Genomic DNA, 22,885 nt, shown 5'->3' on the forward strand with positions numbered 1-22,885 from the left:
CCGCTGGGGTGGAGGGCGGTGTGGCCGGGGGAGTCATCGGAGGTATCGCGGGAGGCGCAGGCTCGGGGGCGGCACCCGCCGCGGATCAGGCCCGCCTTGCGCCCAAGAAATCCAAGGGCGGCCCCGCCGAGCCGGACGCGCCGAAGCCCGTGCTCCCTCGCGTGGAGGCCGCGCCTCGCGCCGCGAAGGTGCTGGTGATGAGCGACGACGGCCGCTACCAGCCCCTCAAGGCCCGCGCCGTGCGCGTCGTCACGTACATCCAGGGCTCCCGCGCGCGGACCGTGGTGGACCACCTCTTCGAGAACGACACCGGCCGCAACCTCGAAGGCACGTTCTACTACCCGCTCCCCGGTGGTGCGACGGTGGCGGGCTTCGCGCTGTACTCGGGGGCGGTGACGGTGGACACGCCCTCGCTGTTCCAGTCGCCGGACCTGCTGCCTCCCTTGGGTGACGACTCCACGGACTTGGAGCGGCTCGCGTCTTCCGCGCCGCCCGCGGCCCGTGGGGTGAAGCGCTCCTGGGGCGACATCCAGGAGGCCCGCGTCGTGGAGCAGAAGCGCGCCCGGGAGGTGTACGAGGACGTCGTGCGCCGCAACGTGGACCCCGCGTTGCTCGAATGGTCGGGCGCGTCCACCTTCAGCGCCCGCGTCTTCCCCCTGCCTCCGAAGTCGCTCAAGCGCGTCGTCATCGCCTATGAGCAGACGCTCCTCTTCGACGGCACCCGCCTGCGCTACACGTGGCCGCTGCCTCCTGGAACCGGCAAGGACCTGCGCGTCTCCGCCCGCGTGCACGTGGACCCCCGGCAGGCCCCGGAGGTCGCGGTGCAGCCGGAGCCGGGCGCGAAGGCCCGCACGGTGGGCACCTGGCAGGTCTACGACTTCCCGAAGCTCGCGGGAGATGGCGCGCTGGGGGTGGCCCTGAAGCCTCGCGGCGCGGACGCGGATGTGTTGGTCGGCGCGGACGCCGCGGGGCTCGCGGGCCGCGCCTTCCATGCGCGGGTGCGGCTGCCGGAGCGGCTCACGTCCGGCGCAGAGGGCCCGCCCACGGGCCGCGCGGTGCTGGTGGTGGACACCTCGCTGTCCTCCGAGGACGGCAACGCCTGGGCCATCCAGGCGGCCACGCTGCGTGCGCTTCTAGAGAAGGACGCGACGCTGAAGGAGTACGCGGTGCTCCTCTTCGACGTGCGCCCCCGCTGGCTGCACGGACCGGGCTTCCGCCCGAACGACGCGGCGCACCGCCAGGCGAGCTTCGCGGAGCTGGAGCGCGTCTACCTGGAGGGCGCGTCACACGTGGACGGCGCGTTGGAGGAACTGGACCGGGCCGGGCGTGAATGGCTCAAGCCTTCCGCCTCCGGGGAGCGCGTGACGGCGTTCCTGCTCTCCGACGGCAACGTCACCTGGGGACAGAGCCGCGTGGACGCGCTGCTCTCCCGGCACCCGTCCGTGGAGTCGCTGCGCTGGGTGACGTACCGCTTTGGCGAGGCGGCGGTGAACACGGAGCTCTTCGACGCGCTGGCGCGCTCCAGCGGTGGACGCGTCGTGAGCGTCCTGTCCGCTTCGGAGGTGGATGCCGCGGCGAAGGCGCACCGCGCGGCGTCCGTGGTGCTGTCCCGCGTGTCCGTGGCGGGCGCGGATGTGAAGGACCTGGTGGTCGCGGGACGGCCGCGCCTCGTCTTTCCGGGGCAGGAGCTGCAGGTGGCGGGACGGCTGCCAGGGAAGGGAGACGCGGCGCTGGAGGTGGTGACCCAGGCGGGCCCCGGAGCCGAGCGCACGCTGCGCATCCCCCTGCCGCTCGATGAGGACAGCGCCTTCGCGCCTCGCGCGTGGGCGGAGCTCTTCGTGTCCCGGCTGGTGTCCCTGGATGACGAGCGATTGGACCGGATGGTGGTGGCGCTCAGCCAGCACTACCGGCTGGCCAATGCCCGCGCGTCCATGCTCGTGCTGGAGTCCGAGGGCGACTACACGCGCTATGCCGTGCGCGACGAACAGGTGGACCTGGAGAATCTGGAGTCGCTGCGGCGCAGGGAGGAGGACCAGCGCCGTGACAAGCTCCTGGGCGTCGCGCTGGATGAGGTGCCCGCTCCGGGGCGCGCGGTGGTGGCCCGGCTCGCCGAGCAGAAGGGCCTGCCCGCGCTCCTGCGGCGCCAGCCGCTGCGGGACGCGCCCTACGCGGGCGGTGACGAGCGGCTCCAGGCGGAGCTGGTCTACCGCAAGGCTCGCCGGGACAACCGGGACGACGTGATGATCTACGAGGCGGTGGCCCGGAAGCGGGCCTTCTCCGGGGACACCTGGGGCGCGGTGCGCGCGCTGTCGTCGCCCGTGGAGCTGCGGCCCCGGGACGCGGAGGCGCTGCGCCTGGTGGGGTACGGCCTGCTGGCGCTGGGGCAGTACCCGGCCGCGGCGGAGCTCTTCGAGCACGTGCGCCTCAACCGCCCCTTCGAGGCGCAGGCGTTCCTGGAGGAGGCGCTCGCGCTGGACGCGTCCGGGCGCTATTCGGAGGCCGCCCGGAACTACGAGATCGTCCTGGCCCGTTCCTGGAAGCGCCATGCAGAGGAGCTGCGGACGGTGGCGAGCTTCCACTACGCACGCATGCTGGCGGGGTTGGAGCGGCAGCCCCGGCTCGCGGAGGTGGCCCCCGTGCTCAGGGAGCGTCGAGCCGGACTGCGCAGCCCGGTCGGCGGGGCGCTCTTCGCGAACGCCCAGCCCATCGACTACCAGCTCACCACGCACTGGAACTCGGACAGCACGGACATCGACCTGTGGGTCATCGAGCCGAACGGCGAGAAGTGCTTCTACCGGCACAAGGAGACGTCGCTGGGCGGGCAGCTGTACTGGGACATCACGGACGGCCTGGGGCCGGAGCTGTACCACGCGCGCAAGGCGGCTCCGGGGCCGTACCACGTGGTGGTGCATTACTACGGCAACAACTCGGCACGGTACGTGGTGCCCACGGCGCTGCTGCTCGTGAGCGACCGGAACGTCTTCACGCCGGAGGACATGGCGCAGCGGCGCTTCCAGGTGCGCATCCTGCCCAACGCGAACGCCCAGCTGTTGTTGCGGAGCGAGTATCTGGTGGTGGCGAAGGACCGCGTGCCGGCGCAGCCTTCCCCGTGACGTCCGGCGCAGCCAGGCGGTGATGGAGGCCGCCGCGCCGGTGCAGGCCGTGCCCAGGCTGAACGGTCGCTACGGGGCGCAGACGACTCCCACGCAGCCTCCCGCGCTATTGCCGCGGGCGGTGTTGCCGCCTCCGTCAATGGCCGTGGGTGCGTGGATGCCCCAGCCCGTGTTGCGCTGGCAGACGTTCCTGGTGAGGGTGGGGGTGCTGCCCGGGAGGACACGCAGTCCGTCACCCCTGTTCGACAGGAAGCGGTTGTTCTGGATCGGGCCTTCGAGCGGGATGGGTTCGAACTCAGGCAGGTCCGCCACGGTCAGTCCTCCCGCGTTGGCCCACCAGAGGTTGTTCCGGACATCGAGCGTCCGGGTCGAGACGCGCAGACCCCCGCCGTTGTTGATGACCCATGAGTTGCGCAGCTGGAAGTCGAACGGCTCCCAGTGAGGATGCTCGGGCGTCCCGAACGCGGTGTTGTTCGCGATGACGGTGTTGTCGAACACCAGCTCCCAGCAATTGTCGAAGGCGCTGCTGTTCCAGGTCAGGTCGGCCACGGAGGTGTTCCAGGCGAGCGTGCTCGACCGGAAGCGGACCCGGCCGTAGAAGCAGTACAGGACGTTCGTGTTCGACGTGAAGGTCGAGCCGGACACGTTGACCTCGTGGTCATCCACGAACAGCACGGTCCCGTTTCCGGTGAACTGCGTCCCCCGCACCTCGACGACGCCATTGGCCGCGTCGAACTCGCTGCGCATCCCCACGGCGTTCCCGCGCAGCCGTGAGTCCGTGATGAGCACCTCTGCATAGCCCTGGCGGTGGTAGATGGCGGTCTGGTTGTTGAGAAGGGCCAGCTGGTGCAATCGCACCGGCCCGTTGTCGAACACGTAGCCCGAGTTGAACCCACGGATCGTGCCATTGCGCACCGTGCTCTCTTCCCCGGCCACGATGCCCACCGAGTCGCCGGTCGCGGGCCCGGAGCGGCGCACGGTATGGCCTCCCAGGTCGAGCACGATGCCCGGAGCGGCAAGCGTCAGCGCGGGCTCCGGTGTGCCCGGGCAGACGAGGCCGCGCGTGAGCCGCGTGTTCCGGGTCAGGACCTCGCCGCATCGGACGGCTCGGGCCTCCAGGGCTTCCGGCTCCTCCGGGGGGCTGGCCTTCGCGGTCGTGCTCGCGAGGAGCAGCAGCGCCAGGGGCCATGTCACGACCCCACCTCTTATCCGTTGCATGATGCTTCCCCCTCGCGGCAGACCTTCCGCCCCCGCGCGGGGAGGCTGCTCACACCGCATCGCGCGCCCCAGTCCGCCCAACGGTGTCAGGGCATTGGGTGGAGGACGACGGTCCTCTCGCGCCCCGGGGGCGGGGCTGTTGCTATCCTTTGCGTGCACTGCGACAGGAAGGACGGAGCACCATGACGACGGCACCCGCCACCCGCACCAGCTTGAGGGAGGCCTTGCTGCGCCTGGGCCTGGAGGAGGGCGACGTCGTGATGGTCCATGCGGGCCTCCGGAGCCTGGGGCCCGTCCTGGGAGGGGTGAACACCGTGGTGCAGGCGCTGCTCGACACGGTGGGCGCCCGGGGCACGCTGATGGCGTACCTGGACTGGGAGATGGGCGTGGAGCCGGAGGACTTCGAGGACGCGCGCCTCCGGGAGGAGATCCCCACCTTCGACAAGCGCACCGCGCGGGCGGCCCGCGACCACGGCATCCTGGCGGAGACGCTCCGGACCTGGCCCGGTGCGGTCCGCAGCGACCATCCGGACGCAGGCATGGCCGCCATCGGCGCGCGTGCGGAGTGGCTCTGCGCGAACCACCCCCTTCCCTACGGCTACGGCCCCGGCTCGCCGCTGGCCAGGCTGGTGGAGGCGGAGGGCAAGGTGCTGATGCTCGGCGCCCCGCTGGAAACGCTCACGGTGCTGCACCACGCCGAGCACCTGGCGGACCTCCCCGGCAAACGGGTGGTGCGCTACCAGCGGCCGCTGCTCATCGACGGCGAGCGGCGCTGGGTGGACTTCGAGGAGTTCGACACCAGCGAGCCCGTGACCGACGCCCTGCGTGCGTCCAGCGTGGATCCCTTCACGCGCATCGGGGAGCAGTGCCTCGCGGAGGGAATCGGCCGGTCCGGCACGGTCGCCCAGGCGCCGTCACATCTCTTTGACGCACGCCGGTTGGTCCGGCGTGGCGTTGCGTGGTTGGAGGCGTTCCCCCGCTGAAGGCAGGTTCCCGTTGTGGAGGACCCGGAAGATGACCCGGGTCCCGGTGCGACAGGGGGCCTCAGGGGCAGCCGGAGCTGACCTCGAGCGCGTCATAGGCCATCCAGCCGTTGCGGCGGGTGCCGGTGGCGGCGATGACATAGCCGTAGATGAACTTCATGGTGCCCGACTGCTGGCGGTAGCGGCCCGCGCTGTCCTGCACCCAGAGCGGGATGTCGATGGAGGGCGCACCGTTGGTCGTCGGCACGTCCAGGCGCTGGAACTTCGTGCCCGCGGGGAAGTGGTCCACCGCCACGCCGCCCAGGCCAAAGCCCGGCACGTTGAAGGTGAGGTTCGCCGAGCGCAAGCCGTTGGCGCGCACGAGCGGCAGGTAGTCCCCCGCGCGCTCGTGGGTCGCCTCGCTGTCGTAGACCACCTTCTTCAATTCGATGCTGGTGTCGTGCCAGTTGCGCACGGCGTAGCACGCCATCTTGCTCAGCCCGGAGCTCAGCGCGGAGACGTGGCCGACCTTGCCCTCGAAGGAGGTGCGGCCCAGGATGGCGGACATGGGCAGCCAGCCCGCGCTGGAGTTGGACGTCGACGTCGCGAACGCGTGCAGCTCCCCCGCGAACGTGCGTGTCTGGCCGTAGTTGAAGAGCGAGCTCGTCCGGGTGGACGTGCCCACCACGGTGCCGTTGCCGTCGCGGATGGGCACGCCCGGGGTGATGGCCCAGGAGTCGTCGTCGCTCGTGTCGTTGGTCTGCACGCGGTTGCCGCCGGAGGGCCGCAGCTTGCAGTTGTACGCGCTCTCCTCGCACACCGTCCCGTTCACGCCGGAGAAGGCCGCCTGACGCGTGGTGGCCAGGTTCTCCGCCGAAACAGACTCATCCTCGAATGCCTCACCGCCACAGGCGACCGAGGCCAGCACCACCGTGCACAACACTGCCTTTTGGGAGTTCATGGTAAAAATGGAAATCCGATTTTCCAGGCTTTGTCAATTGGCGTGAGCGAGCCAGTGCACACCGGGCGTCATGGCCGGAGTGCGTCGCGCACGCGCAGTGCGTTCAGCGATTGTTCCGGGCGGAAAACGCCATGACGTGGAGGTGCTCCGGCAGCGTGCGTGGTGGCATCCTCCAGCGTCACGCTGCCTGCGTATGCACTGTCCCTCCAGCACGGCAGGCCAATGTGTGGCTAGACTCTCCTCCATGTTCAAGATCGCGATGCTGGTGGGATGGCTGGCGATGCCCGCGTCCGGGTGGGCCTGTTCATGTCTCTATGGCACGCAAGGACTTGCCAGCACGTTGAAGGAGGCTCGGGCCCAGGCCGGGTTCATCTACCTGGGGCGGGTTCGTGACCAAGAGAACCCGTCTGACGGCTTCGCCACCGTGGACGTCGTGGAGGCGTTCAAGGGCAGCGTGAAGGTGGGTGACGTCTTGCAACTCCCCTATGGGTGGAGTGGCGACTGCCTCCTGTCCCTGCCTCCGGGCCAGACATGGTTGCTTTATGCCGGTGACACCAGCCCGGAGGAGGTCTGGCGCTGCTCGCGAAGCCGCAGGATTTTTTCGGATGACAGCGAGCTGACCTGGCTCCGCACGGGTGTTCTTCCTCCGGTGCCCGTGTCGCTCCAGCGTGAAGCCGTGAGCTGCAAGGCGTGTGACATTGATGCGATTGGAGGACGTCTGGTGGCTCCCCCAGAGCTGCCTCCCGCCACACCTGCTTCGCACTCGGAAGCGGAGGTGCTGTGGAAGAAGGGTCAACCGTTCTTCACGACCGAGTACGCGGAGACGGACGAGGAGCACCGGGTGCTGTTCGGGATGTCGCGGGAGGGCCGAGCGTTCGAGTTGACCGAAGGCTCTGGGACATCCCGAGCGCGAAAAGCCTGCGAGCGGCGGGTCCAGCTCCGTTGGTGCAAACGATTGGAACTCCGTCAGAGGGCGGCGAAGCTGTTTGCCTTCCACTGTGTCGACCCTCGCGAGGCACAGGAGGTTTGTGACGAGCAAGAGAGTCGAAAATCGGAGTGGCTTCCGATGGAGCGTCTGCCGGCAAGGGCGTGCAGTTGGTTCGACCCCTCGGCGCCCAACTGTGAGTTGGCCGAGGCCCGCTTCCCCTTTCCCGCAGGCGCCCCGCCGTTGCCCGTCCTCGCCTGCCACCCCCGGACACCGGCAGCCCGCTCCGGAAGCTACGCCTGTGAGGTGAAGACAGCGCCGGAGCCCGGACCTCCGGAGCCGTGAACCTTCAGCGCTCCGGTTCGTCGTCCTCGCTCAGCAGGCCGTGCTTGCGGAGCTTGTCGTGCAGCGTGGCGCGGCCGATGCCCAGCGCCTTCGCGGCCTCCGTACGCTGGCCCTTCGACGCCGCCAGCGCCGCGAGGATGAGCTCCCGCTCGTGCGCGTCCAGCTTCTCGCGCAGGGTCGCGCCGGTGGGCAGGGACTGGGGCGCGGTGGTGCCTCCGGGCAACAGCTCCAGGTCCAGCGTGCCGTCGGGAGACAGCACCACGGCGCTCTCCAGGGCATTCTCCAGCTCGCGCACGTTGCCGGGCCAGGGATGGGCCGTGAGGCGTTCCAGGAGCGCGGGCGTCAGGGGCACCGGCGGCATGCGGAAGCGCTCGGTGTGGCGGGCGAGGAAGTGTTTCGCGAGCGCGGCGATGTCCTCCGGGCGGCTTCGCAGCGGGGGCACCTGGAGCGTCACGACCTTGAGGCGATAGTAGAGGTCCTCGCGGAAGCGGCCCTCCGCCACGCGCTGGGGCAGGTCGCGGTGGGTGGCGGCCAGGACGCGGACGTCCACCGGGAAGGAGCGGTCCTCGCCCACCGGCCGCACCTCTCCCTCTTGCAGGACGCGCAGCAGCTTCGCCTGGAGGGGCAGGGCCAGCTCTCCCACTTCATCCAGGAGCAGGGTGCCTCCGGAGGCCTCGCGGAAGAGGCCCGGCCGGGCGCGCACGGCGCCGGTGAACGCGCCCTTCGAGTGGCCAAAGAGCTCCGCCTCCGCGAGCTCCGGCGTGAGCGCGGCGCAGTTGAAGCGCACGTAGGGCTTGTCCGCGCGGGGAGAGGCGCGCACCAGGGCTTCCGCGACGCGCTCCTTGCCGGTGCCGCTCTCGCCGGTGATGAGCACGGTCACGTCGCGAGGTCCCACGCGCTGGATGAGCAGGGCCAGCCGCGCCATGGCCGGCGACACGAAGACGAGTGAGCGCAGCAGGTTCACTTCGCCGGACAGCCGCTCGTTCTCCGCCTCCAGCCGGACCATGCCGAGCGCACGGCGCACCACGGCCAGCACGTCGTCCACGTCGAAGGGTTTGCGGAAGTAGTCCAGCGCGCCCAGCTTCATGGCCTCCACGGCGTGGCGCTCGGAGCCGTGCGCGGTGATGAGGATGACGCGAGGCGCGTGCGGACGCGCGGCGACGCGGCGCAGGAGCTCCATGCCGTCCACGCGCGGCATGCGCAGGTCACTGAGCACCAGGTCCACCGGCGGCTCCGAGTCCAGACGCGCGAGCGCGGCCTCACCGTCCACCGCTTCTTCCACGGTGAGCCCGTCGTCCTCCAACAGCCCGCGCAGCGTGTAGCGCACGCCCGCGTCGTCATCCGCCACCAGCACGCGGGCCTTCACGGCAGGGCCTCCTTTCGGGGCGCTTCGGCCAGGGTGGGCGCGGGCGGCAGGAGCAGCTCCGCCACGCAGCCTCCGCCTTCACGGGCGCGCAGGCTCAGCTCACCGCCGTGCTGGCGCATCAGCGCCCGGGACAGGGCCAGGCCCAGCCCGGAGCCATGGGGCTTCGTGGTGATGCCCGGCTCGAAGACGCGCTCCCGCACTTCGTCCGCGAGCCCGGGTCCCCGGTCGCGCACCTCCACGCGGCCTCCGCCTCCCGGCGTCGTCCAGGACTGGAGCTCCACCGTGGTGCCCCGGGGCGCGGCGTCCAGCGCGTTCTGCACCACGTCAATCATCACCTGCCGCACCTTGCGCGCGTCGCACCACGCCTCCACCGGTGGCCCCTCCGTGACCCGCAGCCCCACGCCGCGCTCTCCCGCCATGCCCTCGTGCAGCTCCGCCACCTGCCGGCACAGGCCGTCCAGAGGCACGTGCGCTTCGTTGAGCGGGAGCAGCGGCCGGGAGAAGTTGAGGAACCCTTCGAGGATCTCCTGCATCCGGTCCACCTCCCGGCGCAGCACCGCCAGCCGCTCCGCGGGCCGGCCCTCCACCTCGCGGGCAATCATCGCGGCCAGGCCCTTCACGCTCGCCAGCGGGTTCTTCAACTCGTGGGCAATCTCTCCGGACAACGTGGTGAGCGAGCGCACCCGTTCCTCGTGCGCCTTCAGGGCTTCGTCCCGCGCATCCAACGCCGTGCGCACCATGCCCCGGAACGTGTGCCGCATCGTCGTGCCGATGAAGTTCGCCCATACGACGAGGAACGTCGTCACCACGAGCATCGTCACGAGCAGTGCGTCGCTGTGCCCCGCGCGCGCTCCTCCCCTGAAGAGCGCGGGCACCAGGTCGCCCACCGCGCCGGTGAAGGTCACCGCCGCCTGCACGCCCACCAACGCGAGGATGTAGCCCACCCACCTGCGAGCCCTGGCGGGTGGAAAGAGGATGGCCGTGGCGAAGGCCACTGGCAGCACCAGGGGAATGAGCGGGCTCTCCAATCCTCCCAGCGACAGGTTCACCACCGTGAACAGGGGGAACGCCACCAGCGGCAACACCGTGCCCTGTTCGTGCGACACCACCGGCTGACGCCGCCACGACAGGGCGACCCCCAGCCCCACCAGCACGAGCCCCAACGCCAGCGCCACGCACCACCGGCGCCACGCGGACGTGTCCCCGATGAGGCCCAGCGACCCCATCACTACCGGGAGGGGACTCAGGAACGACAGCACCTTCGTCACCTGCCGGAACATGCGCGAGAACGCCTCACGCTGGACCTGTTCGACTCCGGCGGCCGTGGGCTGGGGTAGGGAATGCAAGGCGCGTCCTCCTGGACCGTGGGCGCTACCCTATGCCCAAGCAAGGCGGATGCCCCAGCCCGCGTGCCCCGGCCGGCCCTCCCGTCCCGCCGCTTCCTGTTCGGCGGCCCGGCGCCGGCGCCGGAAATCCGAACAGCGGAGGGCCCTGCCCCCGGGGGCGCCCCTGGCGTTCAGTGCTGGCACGTCCGGTGCTCAAGGTGATGCCAGGACACGGGTTCAGGACAGGCCCGTGGGCCAGAGGCGGCCCCCCCAGGCCCGGCCGGCGTAGCGTGAGCCCGCCGCGCGTCCGGAGGGGGCGCTCCATTCGCGGCGAGGGCCGCGCCAGGAGGCACGGGTGTCGGGACCGGCGAGGAAATCGAAACACTCGAAGCGCGGCATCGTCGCGGCGGTGGTGCTGGTCGCCATCATCGTCAGCGGCATCCTGTGGCTGCGGCGGCCGGTCGCGGAGCCGCCGCCGCGCTTCACCGGCTACGTCGTCAGCGACAACGTCTACCTGTCCTCGCCGGTGGCCGGCATGGTGGCGTCCGTCGCGGTGGTGCGCGGGCAGCGCGTGGAGCCAGGCACGCCGCTGTTCCGCATGGAGCCCACGTCGATGACGGCGCGGGCGGACCAGGCGCGGGCGCAGGTGGGACAGGTCGAGGCGCAGCTCCTCGCGCGCCAGTCGGACGTGGCCCGCGCCCGTGCCTCGCTCATCGCCGCGCAGGCGGAGGCGGACCGGGCGGACGCGGAGCTGGCCCGGCTGGTCGCCGTCCAGAAGGCGATGGACGGCGCGGTGACGCCCCAGCAATTGGACCTGCTGCGCGCGACCGCGACCCGGGCCCATGCGCTGCGCGACGCGGCCCGCACGGACGTGGCGGCGGCGGGCGCGCAGCTGGAGGTCGTGCGCGCCCAGCTCGTCAGTGGACGCGCGGGGGTCGCCGCCGCGGAGCAGCAGGTCGTGGAGCTGGCGCCCGTGTCCCCCGTGGTGGGCCGCGTGGAGGACGTCCTCTTCCAGCAGGGCGAGTGGGCCATGCCCAACGCCCCCGTCGTCAGCATCATCCCGGACGCGAAGCTGAAGGTGCGCTTCTACGTGCCGCAGGGGCGGGTGGCGTCCTTCCCACCGGGCACCGCCGTGGCCATCGCCTGCGACGGCTGCGACACCGGGATGACGGCCCGCGTGGACTACGTCGCCCCGCGCCCGGAATACACACCGCCCATCATCTACAGCCTGGAGACGCGGCAGAAGCTGGTGTTCCTGGTGGAGGCCGTGCCCTCCGCGCCCACGCACCTGCTGCCGGGGCAGCCCATTGACGTGACGCCGCTGAAGGGGGCGCCGGTGGAGGTGGAGCGATGAACGCGCGGGCCATCGACGTGCGCGGGCTCAACAAGTCCTTTGGCGACCGGCACGTCGTGCGGGACGTCTCCATCGCGGTGGACACCGGGCGCATCACCGGCTTCCTGGGGCCCAACGGCTCCGGCAAGACGACGACGCTGCGGCTGTTGTGCGGTCTGCTCACGCCCGACAGCGGCGAGGGCACCGTGCTGGGCATGGACTTCCGCGCCCGGGGTGACGCCATCAAGCGCCAGACGGGCTACATGACGCAGAAGTTCTCCCTCTACGAGGACATGACGCTGGAGGAGAACCTGGCCTTCGTCGCGCGCGTCCACGGGTTGGACAACCGGCGTGAGCGGGTGGAGGACACACTCCACCGGCTGGGCCTCTTCGACCGGCGCCAGCAGCTCGCGGGGGCGCTCTCCGGGGGATGGAAGCAACGCCTGGCCCTGGCCGCCGCGACGCTGCACCAGCCCCGGCTGCTGCTGCTGGACGAGCCCACCGCGGGCGTGGACCCCAAGGCCCGCCGCGAGTTCTGGGATGAAATCCACACGCTCGCCGCGGAAGGCCTCACGGTGCTGGTGTCCACGCACTACATGGACGAAGCGGAGCGCTGCCACGACATCGGCTACATCCTCTATGGGCGCCTCATCGCCCGGGGCACGGCGGACGCCATCATCCGGGACTCGGGGCTGGTGACGTTCCTGGGAGAAGGGCCGGGCATCGACCGTGCGGCGCACCTGCTGGCCAGGGCGGACGGCGTGCTCAGCGCCTCCGCGTTCGGCGCCGCCGTGCACGTCAGCGGGTTGAAGCGCGAGGCCCTGGAGGCCGCGCTCGTCCCCTGGCGCAAGGAGCCCTTCCGGTGGAGCGAGGTGCCGCCCTCCCTGGAGGACGTCTTCATCCAGCTCATGGGTCGCGAGCGCGACGAACGGTACACGTCATGACGGGCTCGCTTCCGCGCATCCTGGCCGTGCTGCTCAAGGAGTTCACGCAGCTGCGGCGCGACCGCATCACGTACGCGATGATCCTCGTCATGCCGGTGATGCAGCTGCTCATCTTCGGCTACGCCATCAACATGGACCCCCGGCACCTGCCCGCCGCGGTGCTGTCCCACGACACCAGCACGGTGGCGGACTCCGTCGTCGCCGCGTTGGAGCGCACCGGCTACGTGGACGTGCGCTACCTGCCGCGCTCGGATGAGGAGTTGGATCAGCTCATCCGCCGGGGACAGGTGATGCTGGGCATCACCATTCCCCCGGACTTCACCCGGCGGCTGCTCAAGGGAGAGCGGCCCCAAATCCTCGCGGAGGCGGACGCCTCCGACCCACAGGCCGCGGCCGGGGCGCTCGCGGCGGTGAGCGTGCTGCCCACGGAGGCGCTGCGCCACGAACGTTTGGGGCTGGGCGCGCCCCGGTCCACCGCGCCCGCCTTCGAGGTGGTGGTGCACCGGCGCTACAACCCGGAGAGCCGCTCGCCGTTCCACATCGTGCCAGGCCTCCTGGGCATCATCCTGTCCATGACGCTGGTGATGATGACGGCCATGGCCGTCACCCGCGAGCGCGAGCGCGGCACCATGGAGACGCTCCTGTCCACGCCCGCCACGCCGGCGGAGATCATGGTGGGCAAGCTCACGCCGTACGTCGTCGTGGGGCTGGTGCAGACCGTCGTGGTGCTGGGCATGGCGCGCGTCCTGTTCTCGGTGCCCATGGCGCGCACGCCCGCGGGGTGGCTGGCCCTGGCGTGCGGCATCGTGCTGTTCATCGTGGGCAACCTGTCGCTGGGCTACCTCATCTCCACCCTGGCGCGCAGCCAGTTGCAGGCGATGCAGATGTCCATGTTCTACATGCTGCCGTCCATCTTCCTCTCCGGCTTCGCCTTCCCCTTCCTGGGGCTGCCGCCGTGGGCGCGGGTGCTGGGGGAGATCATCCCCGTCACGCACTTCCTGCGCATCGTCCGGGGCGCGCTGCTCAAGGACCAGGTGCTGGCGGACATGGGGAACGACCTGCTCGCGCTGGGTCTGTTCGTGCTCGCGGTGGCGGGCGCGGCGCTCGGGCGGTCGCGCACCACCCTGGATTGACGCTTCGGCCGCGCCGGGTCAGTAGGGGAGGGGCTCCTCCTGGAACGAGCGGCCGCTGGCGGTGAGCGACTTGCCCTCGTGCCAGAGCAGCTCCTCCGTGCGCAGCAGCAGCTCCGTGAGCCCTTCGCCCGTGCGCGCGCTGATGGCGATGCCGTCGTTCGCATGGGCCTCCAGGCTCGACATGACACCCTCCACGCCGCCTTCCAGCAGGTCGCTCTTGTTGAACACGAGCAGGCGCGGCGTGTCCTGCATCCCCAGGCCCTGGAGGATCTTCTCCACGGCCTCCATCTGAAGCCGGTACGCCGGGTCCGACGCGTCCACCACGTGCAGCAGCAGGTCCGCGTCCGCCAGCTCCTCCAGCGTGGCGCGGAAGGCGCTCACCAGCGTGCGCGGCAGCGCCCGGATGAAGCCCACCGTGTCCGTGATGATGACCTCGCGGTCACGCGGGAAGCGCAGCCGGCGGCTGCTGGGGTCGAGCGTGGCGAAGAGCTTGTTCTCCACCACCACGTCCGAGTCCGTCAGGTGGTTGAGCAGCGTGGACTTGCCCACGTTCGTGTAGCCCACGATGGAGATGATGGGCACGTCATGCCGCACGCGGCGCTGACGGCGCACCTGCCGGCTGGCCGCCACCGCGTCGATGCGCTTCTCCAACAGCGAGATGCGGTCGCGCACCCGGCGGCGGTCGATCTCCAGCTTCGTCTCACCGGGCCCGCGCCCGCCAATGCCGCCCATCAACCGGGAGAGCCCCTCGTCGCGCTGCGCGAGCCGCGGCAGCCGGTAGCGCAGCTGGGCCAGCTCCACCTGGAGGCTGCCTTCGGCGCTGTGCGCGTGCTGCGCGAAGATGTCCAGGATGAGCTGCGTGCGGTCCAGCACCTTCAGCGACGTGTGGTCGGAGAGGTGCCGCGCCTGCGCGGGCGTCAGGTCGTGGTCGAAGATGATCATGTCCGCGTGCAGCCGCAGGGCCTGCAGGTTCAGCTCCTCCAGCTTCCCCTGGCCCACGACGAACCTCGGGTCCACCCGTCCGCGCGCCTGGAACGCCACGTCGAGCACCTCGATGCCCGCCGTGCGCGCCAGCTCCCGCAGCTCGGCCATGGACGCCTCCGCGGCGGCGCGGCCCTCCATGGCCACGCCCACCAGCAGGGCCCGCCCCTGGGTGATGACCTCCTGGCCCGCGATGGCATGGCCGAAGGCCTCCTCCAACTCCTCCGCCTGCGCCACGGGGTCGACGTCCAGCGCGTGCACGTCCGGAACCATCACGGTCTTCCAGAACCGCTCCCGGGGGCCGACCGGCTCCGGAGCCAGATGGCCCAGGTAGACCTTGCCCGGCTGGCCGTCCGGGCGCGTTTCGATGGCGCAGACGAGGTCCAGGCGGAGCAGCCCGAGGTCGGTGATGTCGTCCGGCGTGAGGGGTTCGTCCTTCAGGTGCGTGTGCACCAGCCGCAGTCCTCGCAGGCGCGTGTCCCCCGCGCGCATGCGGCCCACGTCGGGAAGCTCCAGCCGGGTCGCATCGCCGACGATGACGTGCTCGATGTCGCCGCGCCGGTCGAGGAGCACGCCCACCTGGCGGCCCATCTCCCGGGTGAGCCCGCAGAGATGGCTGGCAAGCTCGGCGCTCACGACCTCATCAGGCCGCACGTGCTGGCGCCAGGTCGCTTCCAGGCGCTGGAGCTGACTGGGTTTGAGCCCCTGGGTGTTTCCATGGATGGCGGGCATCGCAGTGGCCTTCCTGTCGTCGGGAGCAGGTGCTGCCGGGTCCACCATTCAGGCTAAGCACCCCGTTGCAGCCCGACGCGTCATCCCGGCGGGCCGCGTCATCGTGCGGCCCGCTGGAGCGCCTGTGGGGGTGCGGCGATCCAACCGGACCGCCGATTGCAACCTTCTCCACACCGGAGCCACGCCCCCGTGGTTTCGCGGGTTTCACGCCCGCGTCCGGTCTGGAGATGCCCATGTCCCATGACAACTCCTTCGCGGTGGGTGCGGTGCGGACTTCGCACCCGCAGTGCGCGCCGCGTTCAATCCTCGAGCGATGGGGGAGGGTGGTCCTCCCCTTCGTGCTGCTGTGCGTGGCGCCCTTCGCCGCCAGCTGCGGGGACGACGACGTCGACTGTCTTCCCAGGACGTGCGAGTCGCAGGGCTTCAACTGCGGTGACGCGACGGATGGCTGTGGCAAGCCGCTCGACTGCGGTACCTGCGCGGCGCCCGGCACCTGTGGCGGAGGTGGGAAGGAGAACGTCTGTGGTTGCTCCGTGCAGAAGACGGAGTGCAGCCCCGGGGTCGAGTGCGGTGACGAGCCGGATGGCTGCGGCGGCACCATCCGCTGCGGGACCTGTACGGCGCCGGAGGTGTGCGGCGGGCGCGGCGTGGAGAAGACCTGCGGCATCCCCGCCGCCAACCGCGAGTGCAGCGAGGGCTGGTGCTGGGAGTACCCGCTGCCCCACGGCTACAGCTTCCAGGGCGCGCACTTCCGCGCGGCCAATGACGGCTGGGCCGTGGGCGAGGACGGCTTCATCCAGCACTGGGACGGAACGAAGTGGACGCGCGTGGCCAGCGGGACGCTGACCTCCCTGCGTGACGTGCACGCCCTCTCCGCGACGGACGTGTGGACGGTGGGCGCGGGCGGCACCGTGCTCCACTCCACCACGGGCGGGGCCTTCTCGGCCGTGAGCTCCGGGACGACGCGCGACCTGAACTCCGTCTGGGCCTCAGGCCCGAGCGACATCTGGGCCGTGGGGGCCAACGGCACCGTGCGGCGCGAGCGGGGCAGCGGCTTCCAGGACGTGGACGTGTCCACGACGAAGGCGCTCAACGGCGTGTGGGGCAGCGGGCCTTCGGATGTCTGGATGGTGGGGCAGTCCGGGACGCTGCGCCGGTACGACGGCACCACCGTCTCCAGCATCGACGCGGGCACGACGGACATCGACTTCCACGAGGTGACGGGCACCGGCCCGAACGACGTCTGGACCGTTGCCTCCGACGACCCCTGCATCTTCTGTGACGACTTCGGCCAGGTGTTCCGCACCACGCCCCTGGGCGTCGAGCAGTCCCTGCGCTCCTCGGATCAGCTGTTCCACGTGTACGCCGCGTCACCCTCGCTGGTGCTGACCGGCGGCGAGGACTTCGGCTACGTCTACAACGGCACGAAGTGGACGGACACGGATGAGGACGCCGTGGGCGCCATCACCGGCAGCGGGCCTGACGACGTGTGGTCCTTCGGCCCGGGTGGACAGGTGCAGAAGTGGACCGGGCAGGCGTGGAACTCCACGGCGCCGCTGCGCACGCTGAGGGCGGCACGGGCCATCCATGGCACGGGGCCGTCGGACGTGTGGGCGGTGGGAGACTCAGGCCGCGTGCTGCACTGGAACGGCGGTGGCTGGCTCGAGCCGAAGCTGGAGAACTCCACCACCGACGAAGTGTCGGGCGTCTACGCGGCGTCCCCAACGGCGGTCTGGGTGACGTCGTCGTTCCACGACAGCATCTACCGGTTCGACGGGACCCGCTTCAACACGCAATACAAGGCGGAGGGGTCGCTGGCCCTGCATGCCATCCACGGCGCGTCCGAGACGGAGCTCTGGGCGGTGGGCGCGTCCGGCCAGGCCGTCCACTTCGACGGCACCACCTGGACGCGGCAGCCCACGGGAGTCGAGGTGGCGCTCAACGCCGTCTGGGTGCAGGGGCCCTCGCTGGCCCTCGCGGTGGGCGACGAAGGCACCATCCTGCGCTGGGACGGCGCTGCCTGGAGCACGATGACTTCCGGCACCAGCGTGTCCCTGAAGGCGGTGTGGGGCAGCGGGCCGGCGGACGTCTGGGCCGCGGGGGCCGGGGGGACGCTGCTGCACTACAACGGCATCCTCTGGCTTCCCGTGGCCAGCGGCACCTCGTCCCAGCTCAACGGCCTGATGGGGCGCTCCGCCTCGGAGGTCTGGGCCGTGGGCGACAACGGCACGCTGCTGCGCCTCGACGGCGGGAAGTGGACGGCGGAGACCACCGGCACCCGGCGCGTCCTCCGGGGCGTGTGGGCGCCGTCCTCTTCGGAGCTGTGGCTCGTGGGGGACTCGGCGGTCCTGCACAGACCCTGACACCGGCCCTTCGCGACGGCCCCTGGCCCGGTCCCGCCCTGTAGATTGGGGCGGGACACGTCCGCCAAGGAGCGCGCATGGGCTGCTGTCACTACCCCGCCGTGAAGGAAGGCTGCGACAGCGCCTTCACGGTGGACACCTCCCGCATCACCTTCGGCCCGGGCTGTCTCACCGAAGTGGGCGACCGGGCGCGGGCGCTCGGGATGAAGCGGGTGGCGCTGTTCTCCGACGCGCGCGTGGCGCGGCTGCCGCACTTCCAGAAGGTGCGCCAGTCCCTGCTCGCCGCGGGGCTGGACGTGGTCGTCTTCACGGACGTGCACGTCGAGCCCACGGACCAGTCCTTCCTCGCGGCGGCGCGCTTCGCCTCCGAGGCCCGGCCGGATGGCTACGTGTCGCTGGGCGGCGGCTCGGTCATCGACACCTGCAAGGCGGCGAACCTCTACGCCACGCATCCGGCGGACTTCCTCGCGTACGTGAACGCGCCGGTGGGGGAGGGGCGAGCGGTGCCCGGCCCCCTCAAGCCGCACATCGCGTGCCCCACCACGTCCGGGACGGGCAGCGAGGTGACGGGCATCACCATCTTCGACCTGCTGTCGCTGCACGCGAAGACGGGCATCGCGTTACCGGCGCTGCGGCCCACCGAGGCGCTCATCGACCCGGACTGCACCGCGACCCTGCCCGGGGAGGTCGTCGCGGCCAGCGGGCTGGACGTGCTGTCGCACGCGCTGGAGTCCTATACGGCGCGGCCCTTCGTCCACCGTCCCGCGCCCGCGCGCCCCAGCCTCCGGCCCATGAGCCAGGGCGCCAACCCGTGGAGCGACCTGGGCTGCCGGGAGGCCCTGCGGCTGATGGGCCTGTACCTGGAGCGCGGCGTGAGGGACGCGCAGGACACGGAGGCCCGCGAGCAGCTCATGTGGGCGGCCACGCTCGCGGGCATCGCGTTCGGCAACGCGGGCGTGCACGCGCCGCACGGCATGGCGTACGCGGTGGCCGGGCGGGTGCGCGACTTCCGTCCCGCCGGCTATCCCCAGGACGCGCCGCTGGTGCCGCACGGCCTGGCCGTCATCGTCAACGCCCCGGCGGTGTTCCGCTACACGGCGTCAGCGAACCCCGAGCGCCACCTGGAGGCCGCGGGCTTCCTGGGCGCGGAGGTGCGCGGCGCGGACAGCAGGGACGCGGGTGAGGTGCTGGCGGGTCGCATCGCCCAGCTCATGCGCGCGGTGGGCGTGCCCAACGGCCTGGAGGGCGTGGGCTACACGGGCGCGGACGTGGATGCGCTCACGGAGGGCGCCATCCCGCAGCAGCGCCTGCTCCAGAACGCGCCCCGGGAGATGACCCGGCCCGTGCTCACGGAGCTGTTCCGTCAGGCGCTGCGCTACTGGTAACCCCGCACCCGGAGGTCCCTCCCGTGTCCGATGCACAGACGGCCGACCGCTACCGCTACTTCCTGCCCATCACCACACGGTGGATGGACAACGACGCGTACGGCCACATCAACAACGTCACCTACTACAGCTACTTCGACACCGTCGCGAACCACTACCTCATCCACGAAGGCGGCCTGGACATCCACACGGGCGCGGTCATCGGGCTGGTGGTGGAGTCGAAGTGTTCGTACCACGCACCGCTCGCGTACCCGGAGCGCCTGCGGGCGGGCCTGCGCGTGGACAGGCTGGGCAACCGCTCGGTCACCTATGGCATCGCCATCTTCAAGGAGGGGGAGGAGCAGGCGGCGGCAGAGGGGCACTTCGTGCATGTCTTCGTGGACCGCCAGACGCGCAAGTCCGTGGCCATGCCTTACCGGCTGCGGGAAGCACTGGCGAAGCTGCTCGTAACGCCACCCGAGCAGGCCTGAGCGCGAAGCGCCGCAAGGGCTCCCTGGCGGCCGGGGAGCCCCTGCCGTCCCGTGTCCCGAGCACGGCCTTGCGTCATCACCATCGTCTTCGTGTACCCCTTACGAAGGAGATGGGCGATGTGCTGCAACTCCAGACTCTGGCATTCCCACCACTGCATCCTGCCGCCGTACTTGAATCGCAGGATCGCGCAGAACGGCTCGCCACAGCAGCGCACCCGGGCTCTGCGGACCCTCTCCGTTGACACCACCCTGCGAGCCATCCGCCTGTCGAGCAGCGGTGCGCCGCAGGCCGCGAAGCGGATGATCCCCGGCCCCATGGTCGTGGAGAGCCAGAAGCTCCGCACAGTCTACGACGTGAAGAACTCCGAAGCCCTTCCGGGAATGGTGGCCCGCAACGAGGGGTCGGATGACACCGGCGACGCGGCATGCGACGAGGCCTATGTCGGCCTCGGCGGGACGTACGACCTCTACTGGGAGGTCTTCGGGCGCAACTCCATTGACGGCAACGGCATGCCGCTGAATGCGCACGTCCACTATGGCAGCGGCTACGACAACGCCTTCTGGGACGGCGAGCGCATGGTGTTCGGCGACGGCGACGGCGACCTGTTCAACCGCTTCACCATCGCGGTGGACATCATTGGGCACGAGCTGGCTCACGGCGTGACGGAGCACGAGGGCCCGCTTGCCTACTTCTCCCAGGCGGGCGCGCTCAACGAGCACATGTCGGACGTCTTCGGCTCGCTCGTGAAGCAGCGCCTGTTGAACCAGCCGGCGGAGCAGGCCGACTGGCTCATCGGCGCGGGGCTCCTCACGGCCCAGGTCCAGGGCAAGGCGCTGCGCTCCATGAAGGACCCCGGCACCGCGTTCGATGATCCGGTGCTCGGCAAGGACCCGCAGCCGGCGAACATGAAGGACTTCGTGAACACGTGGGAGGACAACGGCGGCGTGCACATCAACTCCGGCATCCCCAACAAGGCCTTCTGCATCGCGGCCACCAGCATGAAGGGCTTCGCGTGGGAGAAGGCCGGCCTCATCTGGCTGGAGACGCTGCGCGACTCCCGGCTGAAGCCCAACGCCTCGTTCCTCTCCTTCGCCCGGCTCACCGTGACGGCGGCCGTCCGGCTCTTCGGCGCTGGCGACGAGGAGCAGATCGTGCGCGACGCCTGGAACCAGGTGGGCATCAAGGTCTCCAAGGAGCGGGCAGGCGCGCCGGCCTGGACTCCGCAACTGCCGAAGCAGGCCGCGCAGCCGGTGCAGCGCAAGCACTAGGCTCTGGGGTCGACTGAATGCGAATCGAGCTCAAGCGAGAGGGAGGCATCGCCTTCTTCCCGGGCCTCGCCAGGCCCCGCACCGTGGACCTGGCGGCCCTGCCTCCCGCGACGGCGGAGGCACTCCAGCGGGAGGTGCGGGAGGCGCGCTTCTTCGAACAGCCGGCCACCGTGGGCGGAGGGCCCACGGCGGGCGCGGACCGGACGCGCTACACCGTCACCATCGAGGATGATGGCGGGCGGCGGCACTCCGTCCAGATGGTGGAGCCCGTGAAGGAGCCGCACCTGCGCTCCCTGCTGGAGCTCATCCAGCAGGCCGCGCGGGGCAGCGCCTAGTAGTGCGGACGGGTGGGCAGGTTCAGGTCGTCGCGGAGGACGTTCTCCCCGGGGCGGCCACCCTGCACCACGTCCGGCGTGGCGGGGTTCTGGTCCAGGTCGATGGGCAGGCCCACCGCGGACGTCTCGCGGTTGTTCACGCCGTCCTTCGCACCGTTCGCCAGCGTGCCGTTGGCGTAGTCCGAGGCGTGCACCAGTTCGTGGAACAGGCCGACGACGGGCGGGCGGTTCTGCCAGTCCTCGGTGCCCAGCGAGATGCGCGTGGTGTTGTAGTTCACCGTGCCGTTGGTGCCCTTGCCCGGCGTGCCGTCCGCGTTGAACCAGGCGTCGTCCTTGTTCTGGGCGGACGCGCTGTTGCCATCGGCGGTCTGCTTGATGGTCGTCGTGTGCCCGCTGTCGTCCAGCGTGCGCAAGAGCTCCTGGCCCGAAGGCAGCGAGCGCATCGCGTCCAGGTCCGACTGTGTGTGCGCCTGGAACTCCGCGCTGCCCGACACCGTCACCGAGCGGCCGCGCTGGTCCGCGTTCGTCATGTCGACGATTTCCCGCTCGCCCGCGGTCGCGTCGGCGGTGGTCTCGTTCTCCTCGACGTAGAGCTTGTCGGTGCCCGTGCCGCCCGACACCTTGTCCGCGCCCTCGCCGCCGGCCACCGCGTCGTTGCCGCGCCCGCCGCTCAGCGTGTCGTTGCCGCGCCCGCCGATGACCTGGTCGTCGCCCTCGCCGCCGTAGGCCCGGTCGTTGCCCGCGCCACCGTCGATGTAGTCCCGGCCGTTGCCGCCGGACACGTAGTCGTTGCCGTCCAGGCCGTAGAGCACGTCGCGGCCCTCACCGCCCAGGATGCGGTCATCGCCCGCGCCGCCCTCCAGGTAGTCGTCGCCGTCCTGGCCCTGCAGCGTGTCCTTGCCGTCACCGCCGATGACGGTGTCGTTGCCGGCGCCGCCGACGAGCGTGTCGTTGCCCTTGCCGCCGGTGAGCTTGTCGTTGCCCGCGCCGCCGTCCAGGGTGAGGTCCTGCGTGACGCTCGAGTCCAGGGTGATGGAGTCGTTGCCGTCACCGCCGTTGATGATGGCGCCCTTGGCCTGCTCCGCGGTGAGCGTCACCGTGTCGCTGCCGGACTTGACGGTCAGCCCGCCGTCCTTGTTCTGAGACACCGTCGCGGTGTTGTTGCCCGCGCCCAGGTCCACCACCGTGCGGCCGTCCGCGTTCGTGCTCACCTGCGGCCCGGCGAGGGCGCTGCCCACGCGGCCCGCGAGCTTGCCCAGCGCTTCGCCGATGCCACCAGCGGCCTTGCCCGCGGCCTTGCCCGCCGCCTGACCCAGCGCGGCCCCAAGGCCCGCCGCGCCCTCACCGTTGCGCGCAGGGGAGCGGATCTCCGTGGAGACCAGCTGCCGGGACGCCGCGCCCGTGCGAGGGGCCGCGTCAAAGCCGTCCGACATCCGCTGCGCGACGGCGGCCTTCACCGCGTTGGGCTTCGCCGGGGCGGGCGCCTTCGCAGGCTGCGTGCTCACGGGGGACGGGGTGGAACGCGAACCGGGCTTGCCAATGGAGGTCATGTCGCTTCTCGCGGGTGACGGAGACACCCGGTACGGGTCCGGCGGACGGCAGCCGGGGAGCGGATGAATGCCGCCCGAAGGGGATTGTCGCGGAAGTGTGACGCCGGTTGCCTCGCCCCTGCTGATTCCAGGCCAACCCCTCGGAATGACTCGTCCGGGAGGGTGGGCTCAGAGG

General features: G+C 70.9%; 17 protein-coding genes. 11 read left to right on the forward strand and 6 right to left on the reverse strand.

What is annotated here, in order from left to right:
* The coding region (locus D7W81_RS24905; protein WP_120557904.1) for a DUF2135 domain-containing protein at positions 1 to 3,113 on the forward strand (3,113 nt) is incomplete at its 5' end.
* Between the two features lie 69 nt (positions 3,114 to 3,182).
* Here the strand turns inward: D7W81_RS24905 and D7W81_RS24910 are convergent.
* Positions 3,183 to 4,307, reverse strand: coding sequence for a right-handed parallel beta-helix repeat-containing protein (locus D7W81_RS24910; protein WP_120557889.1), 1,125 nt, complete (start codon positions 4,305 to 4,307; stop codon positions 3,183 to 3,185).
* Positions 4,308 to 4,513: 206 nt separating this feature from the next.
* Between D7W81_RS24910 and aac(3) the strand changes: the two genes are divergently transcribed.
* Positions 4,514 to 5,314, forward strand: coding sequence for an aminoglycoside 3-N-acetyltransferase (gene aac(3), locus D7W81_RS24915; protein WP_120557890.1), 801 nt, complete (start codon positions 4,514 to 4,516; stop codon positions 5,312 to 5,314).
* Positions 5,315 to 5,375: 61 nt separating this feature from the next.
* Here aac(3) and D7W81_RS24920 read toward each other — a convergent pair whose 3' ends face one another.
* A complete protein-coding gene (locus tag D7W81_RS24920; RefSeq protein WP_120557891.1) occupies positions 5,376 to 6,254 on the reverse strand; it encodes a hypothetical protein in 879 nt (292 codons plus the stop codon).
* Between the two features lie 244 nt (positions 6,255 to 6,498).
* On the opposite strand from D7W81_RS24920, the gene D7W81_RS24925 reads away from it, so the two are divergent.
* Complete coding sequence (locus D7W81_RS24925; RefSeq protein ID WP_120557892.1) at positions 6,499 to 7,524, forward strand: hypothetical protein; 1,026 nt, start codon at positions 6,499 to 6,501, stop codon at positions 7,522 to 7,524.
* A gap of 4 nt (positions 7,525 to 7,528) precedes the next feature.
* Here D7W81_RS24925 and D7W81_RS24930 read toward each other — a convergent pair whose 3' ends face one another.
* Positions 7,529 to 8,890, reverse strand: a complete 1,362-nt coding sequence (locus tag D7W81_RS24930; protein WP_120557893.1) for a sigma-54-dependent transcriptional regulator — start codon at positions 8,888 to 8,890, stop codon at positions 7,529 to 7,531.
* A complete protein-coding gene (locus D7W81_RS24935) occupies positions 8,887 to 10,236 on the reverse strand; it encodes a sensor histidine kinase (protein WP_147445610.1) in 1,350 nt (449 codons plus the stop codon). The genes D7W81_RS24930 and D7W81_RS24935 overlap by 4 nt, the downstream gene beginning before the upstream one ends.
* Positions 10,237 to 10,570: 334 nt before the next feature.
* Here D7W81_RS24935 and D7W81_RS24940 point away from each other — a divergent pair, with 334 nt between their 5' ends.
* The 3 genes from D7W81_RS24940 to D7W81_RS24950 are packed head-to-tail and all read left to right on the forward strand — an operon-like array spanning position 10,571 to position 13,625.
* Positions 10,571 to 11,569, forward strand: coding sequence for an HlyD family secretion protein (locus D7W81_RS24940; RefSeq protein ID WP_147445611.1), 999 nt, complete (start codon positions 10,571 to 10,573; stop codon positions 11,567 to 11,569).
* The gene (locus D7W81_RS24945; RefSeq protein ID WP_120557896.1) at positions 11,566 to 12,492 is read left to right on the forward strand and encodes an ABC transporter ATP-binding protein; all 927 of its coding nucleotides are present in this window, start codon (positions 11,566 to 11,568) and stop codon (positions 12,490 to 12,492) included. The genes D7W81_RS24940 and D7W81_RS24945 overlap by 4 nt, the downstream gene beginning before the upstream one ends.
* Positions 12,489 to 13,625 carry an ABC transporter permease gene (locus D7W81_RS24950; protein WP_120557897.1) on the forward strand — a complete coding sequence of 379 codons (1,137 nt, stop codon included), beginning with the start codon at positions 12,489 to 12,491 and terminating at the stop codon, positions 13,623 to 13,625. Before D7W81_RS24945 ends, D7W81_RS24950 begins: the two co-directional genes overlap by 4 nt.
* 18 nt (positions 13,626 to 13,643) lie before the next feature.
* Here the strand turns inward: D7W81_RS24950 and hflX are convergent, their stop codons facing one another.
* On the reverse strand, positions 13,644 to 15,338 hold the full coding sequence (gene hflX, locus D7W81_RS24955; protein WP_120557898.1) for a GTPase HflX: 1,695 nt from the start codon (positions 15,336 to 15,338) through the stop codon (positions 13,644 to 13,646).
* 233 nt (positions 15,339 to 15,571) lie between these two features.
* On the opposite strand from hflX, the gene D7W81_RS24960 reads away from it, so the two are divergent.
* The 5 genes from D7W81_RS24960 (at position 15,572) to D7W81_RS24980 (ending at position 21,160) form a co-directional block, all read left to right on the forward strand.
* A complete protein-coding gene (locus tag D7W81_RS24960) occupies positions 15,572 to 17,701 on the forward strand; it encodes a WD40/YVTN/BNR-like repeat-containing protein (RefSeq protein WP_120557899.1) in 2,130 nt (709 codons plus the stop codon).
* Positions 17,702 to 17,778: 77 nt separating this feature from the next.
* The gene (locus D7W81_RS24965; RefSeq protein WP_120557900.1) at positions 17,779 to 19,086 is read left to right on the forward strand and encodes a hydroxyacid-oxoacid transhydrogenase; all 1,308 of its coding nucleotides are present in this window, start codon (positions 17,779 to 17,781) and stop codon (positions 19,084 to 19,086) included.
* A 23-nt stretch (positions 19,087 to 19,109) separates the two neighbouring features.
* Positions 19,110 to 19,556, forward strand: a complete 447-nt coding sequence (locus D7W81_RS24970) for an acyl-CoA thioesterase (protein WP_208721447.1) — start codon at positions 19,110 to 19,112, stop codon at positions 19,554 to 19,556.
* 171 nt (positions 19,557 to 19,727) lie between these two features.
* Positions 19,728 to 20,825, forward strand: coding sequence for a M4 family metallopeptidase (locus D7W81_RS24975; RefSeq protein WP_244227408.1), 1,098 nt, complete (start codon positions 19,728 to 19,730; stop codon positions 20,823 to 20,825).
* 17 nt (positions 20,826 to 20,842) lie between these two features.
* On the forward strand, positions 20,843 to 21,160 hold the full coding sequence (locus D7W81_RS24980; protein WP_120557902.1) for a protealysin inhibitor emfourin: 318 nt from the start codon (positions 20,843 to 20,845) through the stop codon (positions 21,158 to 21,160).
* On the opposite strand, the gene D7W81_RS24985 is transcribed toward D7W81_RS24980, so the two are convergent.
* On the reverse strand, positions 21,157 to 22,710 hold the full coding sequence (locus tag D7W81_RS24985) for a M91 family zinc metallopeptidase (RefSeq protein WP_120557903.1): 1,554 nt from the start codon (positions 22,708 to 22,710) through the stop codon (positions 21,157 to 21,159). The genes D7W81_RS24980 and D7W81_RS24985 overlap by 4 nt on opposite strands.
* Positions 22,711 to 22,885 lie beyond the last annotated feature (175 nt).

This window comes from Corallococcus aberystwythensis (assembly GCF_003612165.1).
GTDB lineage: Bacteria > Myxococcota > Myxococcia > Myxococcales > Myxococcaceae > Corallococcus > Corallococcus aberystwythensis.

What these genes read in the sequence shown, in the direction of transcription:
- hflX (WP_120557898.1), bottom strand. Translation starts at nt 15,338, where the DNA reads ATGCCCGCCATCCATGGAAACACCCAGGGGCTCAAACCCAGTCAGCTC.
- D7W81_RS24920 (WP_120557891.1), bottom strand. Translation starts at nt 6,254, where the DNA reads ATGAACTCCCAAAAGGCAGTGTTGTGCACGGTGGTGCTGGCCTCGGTC.
- D7W81_RS24925 (WP_120557892.1), top strand. Translation starts at nt 6,499, where the DNA reads ATGTTCAAGATCGCGATGCTGGTGGGATGGCTGGCGATGCCCGCGTCC.
- D7W81_RS24965 (WP_120557900.1), top strand. Translation starts at nt 17,779, where the DNA reads ATGGGCTGCTGTCACTACCCCGCCGTGAAGGAAGGCTGCGACAGCGCC.
- D7W81_RS24945 (WP_120557896.1), top strand. Translation starts at nt 11,566, where the DNA reads ATGAACGCGCGGGCCATCGACGTGCGCGGGCTCAACAAGTCCTTTGGC.
- D7W81_RS24985 (WP_120557903.1), bottom strand. Translation starts at nt 22,710, where the DNA reads ATGACCTCCATTGGCAAGCCCGGTTCGCGTTCCACCCCGTCCCCCGTG.
- D7W81_RS24980 (WP_120557902.1), top strand. Translation starts at nt 20,843, where the DNA reads ATGCGAATCGAGCTCAAGCGAGAGGGAGGCATCGCCTTCTTCCCGGGC.
- D7W81_RS24960 (WP_120557899.1), top strand. Translation starts at nt 15,572, where the DNA reads ATGTCCCATGACAACTCCTTCGCGGTGGGTGCGGTGCGGACTTCGCAC.
- D7W81_RS24950 (WP_120557897.1), top strand. Translation starts at nt 12,489, where the DNA reads ATGACGGGCTCGCTTCCGCGCATCCTGGCCGTGCTGCTCAAGGAGTTC.